This is a genomic window from Mesorhizobium sp. M4B.F.Ca.ET.017.02.2.1 (genome assembly GCF_003998955.1).
GTDB lineage: Bacteria > Pseudomonadota > Alphaproteobacteria > Rhizobiales > Rhizobiaceae > Mesorhizobium > Mesorhizobium abyssinicae.
On the sequence record NZ_RZOF01000381.1, the window covers coordinates 1 to 5,688 of the forward strand.

General features: G+C 57.8%; 6 protein-coding genes. 3 read left to right on the plus strand and 3 right to left on the minus strand.

Annotation, left to right across the window (positions count from 1 at the left end; genetic code table 11):
• The 3 genes from EN738_RS29705 to EN738_RS29715 form a co-directional block, all read left to right on the plus strand.
• The coding region (locus EN738_RS29705) for a hypothetical protein (RefSeq protein WP_210214093.1) at window positions 1-659 on the plus strand (659 nt) is incomplete at its 5' end.
• Between the two features lie 97 nt (window positions 660-756).
• A complete protein-coding gene (locus EN738_RS29710; RefSeq protein ID WP_091600493.1) occupies window positions 757-1,524 on the plus strand; it encodes a hypothetical protein in 768 nt (255 codons plus the stop codon).
• 119 nt (window positions 1,525-1,643) lie between these two features.
• Complete coding sequence (locus EN738_RS29715) at window positions 1,644-2,510, plus strand: hypothetical protein (RefSeq protein WP_091600494.1); 867 nt, start codon at window positions 1,644-1,646, stop codon at window positions 2,508-2,510.
• 27 nt (window positions 2,511-2,537) lie between these two features.
• On the opposite strand, the gene EN738_RS29720 is transcribed toward EN738_RS29715, so the two are convergent.
• From EN738_RS29720 to EN738_RS29730, 3 genes are all read right to left on the minus strand, one after another.
• Window positions 2,538-2,906, minus strand: a complete 369-nt coding sequence (locus EN738_RS29720; RefSeq protein WP_164748213.1) for a phospholipase D-like domain-containing protein — start codon at window positions 2,904-2,906, stop codon at window positions 2,538-2,540.
• The gene (locus EN738_RS29725) at window positions 2,837-3,823 is read right to left on the minus strand and encodes a phospholipase D-like domain-containing protein (RefSeq protein WP_091600496.1); all 987 of its coding nucleotides are present in this window, start codon (window positions 3,821-3,823) and stop codon (window positions 2,837-2,839) included. Before EN738_RS29725 ends, EN738_RS29720 begins: the two co-directional genes overlap by 70 nt.
• Before the next feature lie 536 nt (window positions 3,824-4,359).
• Window positions 4,360-5,493, minus strand: coding sequence for a Mov34/MPN/PAD-1 family protein (locus tag EN738_RS29730; RefSeq protein WP_210214094.1), 1,134 nt, complete (start codon window positions 5,491-5,493; stop codon window positions 4,360-4,362).
• Window positions 5,494-5,688: the final 195 nt, after the last annotated feature.

The following is a 5,688-nucleotide window of genomic DNA, read 5'->3' on the forward strand; positions in this document are numbered from 1 at the left end:
TGATTGCCGACGAGTCAGCTATTTTCGGCAGCTTAGCTCCCGGAGAGTTCCGCATCCTACGTCGACCCTCCATACTTCCGAGAGCGAGGCCAAAGCCGTCATTCAAGAACGCGTTGGACGCCCTCCAGCACGAAATCAGCAAGCAAAGTGCTTGGTTTTATGACTTCTTCTATTTTTGCTATCAGCGATATGACTACCTGCTGGGTTTTTCGCAATACGCGGCAAGTCGAACGTCATTTTGCTCAGATTTGGTCGAGAAGATCTATGCTCGCCGTGCCCCCGGATTGTTACAGGCCGGACGGCGCAACCGCATCTTCCCACAGGACTTATTTGCGATGGCTACAGACGCGAAATTTGATGACATAACTCAAGCGTTTTCCGAAGGCCGCCGGACATTCCCCTCTACCACGGACAAAGAGCGGGTTAAGCACATGCTGAACGTCATGGAATTTCGCCTGGGTGCGGCTTTGGACAACATCGCGGCGCTCGAACAGGGTGAAAGAATAAGGGTCGTTACCAGCAAAATGCCTGGAGGGGATCGTTTACCCCAGACCCCAATCGGTGAATCATTTGGCCCCGCCGAGCAACTCACCTGGAGTACAAAAGCGGCTGCAGTTGCGGCCCGAAAAAGGGTGCAAAAGCTAAAATTAAGGTGGTGAAGCTAAATCCATGGAGCACAAATGGCCCCATGCAGATTAGCCTACCTTGGCATCACGACACGGGCGACGGCATCGCCGACACGGATTCATTGACGCCGTGACGGAAGAAGACAAACCCAGTGTAACGGTCACCCTCAACGGCGACGGCGTGATCGCGCCGGCGCTTCAGGCCATCCGCTTGGCGACTGAAATGGTGGCCGTATGCACGTCAGCGATCGAGGCTACAGATCTCAACGATCTACCTCGGGACGGGTTTTCCGGGCTGAGCTTCGTGCCTCACGCCGATCAAGCCAAGGCCAAGCTAGCTTATCGCGCGTGGATATTGGGGAAGGCGTTTCAGGAACTGGCCAGGGGGCTGAGGGCTACGCTCGAGCAAGCCTACATCTACACGCTTGGTTTGAGGGAAGGACGCAAGGTCGAGACCTGGGGCGAGTTCGAGGACATTTATCTCGCGGCGGAAAAGAAGGCGTCGAGTCTCAATTTTCCAGATTTGCTGCTGGCCGTGCAGGCGCAATTGGCGACGAAGCTCGATTTCTTTGAGGAGTACCGCTCGCTTCAGAGGGCTCGGAACTGTCTGGAACATCGCAATGGCGTTGTAGGTCATATTGACTGCGACGAAGGCGCGGGGGCCCTTAGCCTGAAGTTGCCCCGTTTGAAATGTTCTACCGTCAGCGACGGGGAAGAGATCGAGGTTCACAAGAACCAGTACTTTGAAAAGGGCGCGACGATCAAAATCAAAAGAGACTTGCGTATTCGTGTCTTCGCCTTGGGGGAAACGGTCTCTTTCACCGCGGAGGAATTCAGCGAGATCGCCATGGCGCTTCGCTTGTTCGTCGCCGACATTGCGCCGAAGCTGCCGATTTAGACCACCGGAATGGCGGTGGGTTGTCGGAGTGCATGCCTGCGAGATGGGCCATTCGAACTGGCACTGTGTTCTCCGGATTCCTATATCTAACCGGCGCTATCCCATGGGGACCATGACTGATGAGTGACGATTCTCCCGACTCTCCCAAGCCCATCAAGCTTGAGGACCTTAAGGTAAGCACCGGCAGTGGTGCCAAGCCATTGAGCGAGATTGCAAAAACACTTGCAGGTATTGGGTCACACGTAAATCCTGCTAAAAACTTGGCCATCCGCCTGCAGGAACAGCAAGACAAGTTCAGTGATTTGCTCCGGCCCTCGAAGGAGGCGGAGGCGCTTCGGAAGCGCTTTGAATCGCTCACACAGCCGTCGCCTGCAATGAGGTCCATACTGGATCAGGTGGAAGGCCAAAGGCGACTGCTCGATTCAATCTCGAAGCCGGATGCCGGGGGGCTATTGACCGAGCGAGCTATTTCGGCCCCTAGAATGCCGGATTTCCAGATGCCCAGAAACCCCATTCTGGACACGAATGCGCAGCTGGCAGAAATCGAACGGAAGTTTGAAAGCATGCTGGATGTCATGACAAACGCCGCGCGGATCGGCAACGATATTCAAGCCCAGGCAACGACCTTTATAGGAAAGTTCGAAGAGGCCTCCAGCCAGACCGACAGTTCAGCCAAAAAAGCAATTCTTGTCGGCGTATTTGCGCTCGTGATCGCCACGCTGAGTCCCTTCGCCCCGATGGTCGTTGATTACTTTTCGCCAAATCGCACCGTTCCGGCGATCGAGGCTCTCACGCGGGAGGTGGTTTCTGCCGATCGGGCGGCTAGCGCTGACAACCAGAAACTAATTGAGGCGCTCAAGGAGCGCGACGATCAGGCGACCGGAAGAATTGTCGAGGAAGTTCGCCGCAGGCAGGACGAAACGAATGCCATTCTGCGGGAGCTCATTGAGACCCTGAAAGATCGCAATGTGCCTGCCAACCCCTGAGAACCGGGCTCTGGCGCAAGAGTAGCTCTATGCGAACAGCTCACGGTCTCGGATCTTGAACGGGTCTGTATAGTCCTCAGCCCACCATGGGTCTTCACCGGCCGTAGGCGCCTTTTGCAAGGACGATGTCTTTTTGGCCTCTGCAGCGTCTTCCTGGGTGACGCGGAAATGGTAGTCGTCGAAGATGCGTATCCCTTCGACCATATACGATGTCGCAATTTTTTGGTCGCGGATGAGGAGCAGGTTCTCTCCGTTCTGAAGGTCAGCGGGCTTGCTGAAGTTGTAAGAACCGGTCCACACGCGGGCGTCAGGTGTGTTGAAATCGATTACCAGAAACTTGTGGTGCAGATTTGGCCCGATGCCGGTGTAAGGTTCGACCTTAAACGGCGTCGGCACGTGTTTGTTGAGGCGAGCGAAATAGACGGGTGCAGTGTTGCCATTGGGCTTATGAACGGTGACACCGGTGTTGTTGTCGGAAATGCCGTAGGTGAAACCGGGCTGTTGGTAGCCGCTTCCACGGCGTCGGTTACAGCACCGCCTGTGATGCTCAGGAAAGCCAGGGAATAGAGGAGGCAGGCCTGGGCCTTTTCGACATCCTGGCCGATTTCCGCAAGGCGGGCACGGGCTGTGTCATGGGGAGAAAAGGTGATGCTGGCATCAATGCCCGCCAAGCCGAGCGGATGCCAGTCGGGTGAGGGACCGTTGGCGAACCCATCCTTTTTCCAATAGGCCTCGAACGCAGCCTTGAGGGGGGCGACGGCTTGAGCGCCCGTTAACAGCAAGGCGTTGTTCGATTGAACATAGAGCCCGCGCCAGCTGAAGTTTGTCGAACCGCAGACGGCGCGCGGGACGGCCGCATCCACGATAATCATCTTATTATGTTGGAGACCTCCCATCCGTTCCCGCTTGACGTTGTCCTCGCCAGCGGAAGCCTTGAGCAGTGTCTCGGACTGGGTCTCACCACTTGTCTTGAGCCCATGCTTATCGCTGTCGTCGATGATCATCCTGAGGCGCGGACCGAGCGCGAACAGGCGGTCCATGATTTCGCTTTCGCTCATGTCGTAGGCGACCATGCTGACCGTTGCGGCAGGATCGGCTACTGCTGCATCCAAAAGCGCAAAGATCTCTTTTCGGGCCTCCAGTCCCATCCATTCGTAGGCATCGTCCGCGTCCGGATGCGTCGGCTTGAACGTGGTGCCCTGAGCGACGCGGGCGGGCAGCAATGTTTTGAGCGGCCCGCGAGCCTGATATTTGTCCACGAAAGCCTGGGAAGCCACATACCCCCTGGTGGCGCTGCCGTCCGACGTTTCCATGCTAGGGCACACATGCGACGGTGAAGCTTGCGCCTCAAACGTGGCCTGTGCGCAGCTGGAGCTTCACCGACCTGGCCCTCGACCGAGCAACGTGAAGCGCGACTTGCGTTCTCGGGTCCCGCTACCATATGTAAAAAGACATACCTGCCATGCATCGCCGCCTGCGGCGTTTTGGTCCGATTGGCCTGTTGACAACTTGCCAAATAATCGTACCCTCAGTGCAACGCGCTGCACGAACGTATTTACTTCATTTTAACGCTGTGCCATAAAAAAGGCAGACGGTGATTCCACCGCCTGCCTTCTGTTTGTGCGTACCTGCGGACGTGGCGCCGTAAGACTGCCCAGACCACAGGTCCGTACCGTTGCAAGTCGGTTCTAGTGCCCCAAGGCTCCATTGACAAGCCACAGGCTAGTTGCCGGCGGCGCGCGCACACGGAAATGATCCGTTGCGTGCCCGTTCCGGCCAACCATAGGAACCGACACAGATGCCTGCAAAACTGACCTTTTCCCCGTGGGCAACGGGGACATGGCGCTGATCAACCTCGACAACAAGCGAAATCGGGCTTGTAGTAGATGATTGCGGCCGCGGCGGCGATGGTCAGCAGATTGAGCACGATGCCATAGGGCTTCAGCGCCAGGAGATTGCGGTAATAGCCGTAGGCGATGTTCTCGTTGAAAAGAATCCGAAATTTCTCGGTGTCGCGGGTGTTCTCGCGCAGCCAGTTGTAGCACTGCACATAGAACGCAGCCGCTTCGTCGGGGTCCTCGACTTCCATGTCGCGCGTCGGCGCCGGCTGCTCGAGCTGCTTGGCGAGGAATTTGCGGTAGCGGTCCTTGGTCCGCTCGTCGAGTGTCTTATCCAGGTGGTTCAGTTCGCGATTTTCCGGTCTCCCGCCGGTCGTCGCGAACAGCTGTCTCTCCTTCCTCTTGCCCAGGCGGCGGGCCACATTCGAGGCAGCGAAGAACAGGACCATGACGGCGAGACCGATGATGGCCTCGGGGAGGCTCGGCTGAACCCAGTTGAAGGCCAGCACAATCAGGACAATGACCGGGGCAATCGCCAGAGCTGCCGGCGCGAGGCGCGCCTTGATGGAGTAGGCGTCGAGGTAATCGTTCATGGCGCGTCCTGATGCATGATGGCATGGTACGTGGCTGGAGTGGCAATGAGAAAGGATGGCCGGCGGCGCTCGCTCCACGGCGACCTGCTTGGCCGTCTTGCGGTCGGTGGGCGAGGGACCTTGTTCGGCGAGGTGGCTGTGCCAGGTACCCACATCAAGCAGCGAGCGGCCGCTTTCCTCGAAACGGGCATCGATCCGATTCTTCATGCCCTTCGTTCCAAGCACGAACAGCGTCGGCGTCCTCACGCTGTCTTCTGGCGCCTCGATCAGGTCGACCACCGTGACAGTCTTCATGAGAGAACTGCAGGAGCCGATCAGAAGGCCTCCCGTCTCGACATTGGGAAACCGCGCGGTCTCTTCGCGGATCATGCCGGCGACGTGCGACGACAGACGCAAAGTCCATTCGCTGCCCTCGACCGGGATTTCCAGGAATTTTGACACGGAGAGGCGGCGCCAACTTGTCGATGGGCTATCGGGCTCTGCCACCCCCACGACCAGTTCTCCGCCATCGGCATTGGCGCCGGCGAGGCGCATGAGTTCCTCGGTGGCCATGGCGGTCATCGCCGAAAGGCGCGCGTCGGTCATCGGCATAGTCATGGAGCCGCAGCCTTCCCCGATCTGAATTTGCGTCAGCCCGAACTCGGGATCGAACAACAATGTCCGTTCATAAGGCGTCACGGTCGCGGACAGCACCGCCTGCAGGTCGGCGAGGCTCGGATTGCGGTTGCTTCCCTTATGAAATACGAA

What these genes read in the sequence shown, in the direction of transcription:
- EN738_RS29730 (WP_210214094.1), bottom strand. Translation starts at nt 5,493, where the DNA reads ATGGCCACCGAGGAACTCATGCGCCTCGCCGGCGCCAATGCCGATGGC.
- EN738_RS29725 (WP_091600496.1), bottom strand. Translation starts at nt 3,823, where the DNA reads ATGGAAACGTCGGACGGCAGCGCCACCAGGGGGTATGTGGCTTCCCAG.
- EN738_RS29715 (WP_091600494.1), top strand. Translation starts at nt 1,644, where the DNA reads ATGAGTGACGATTCTCCCGACTCTCCCAAGCCCATCAAGCTTGAGGAC.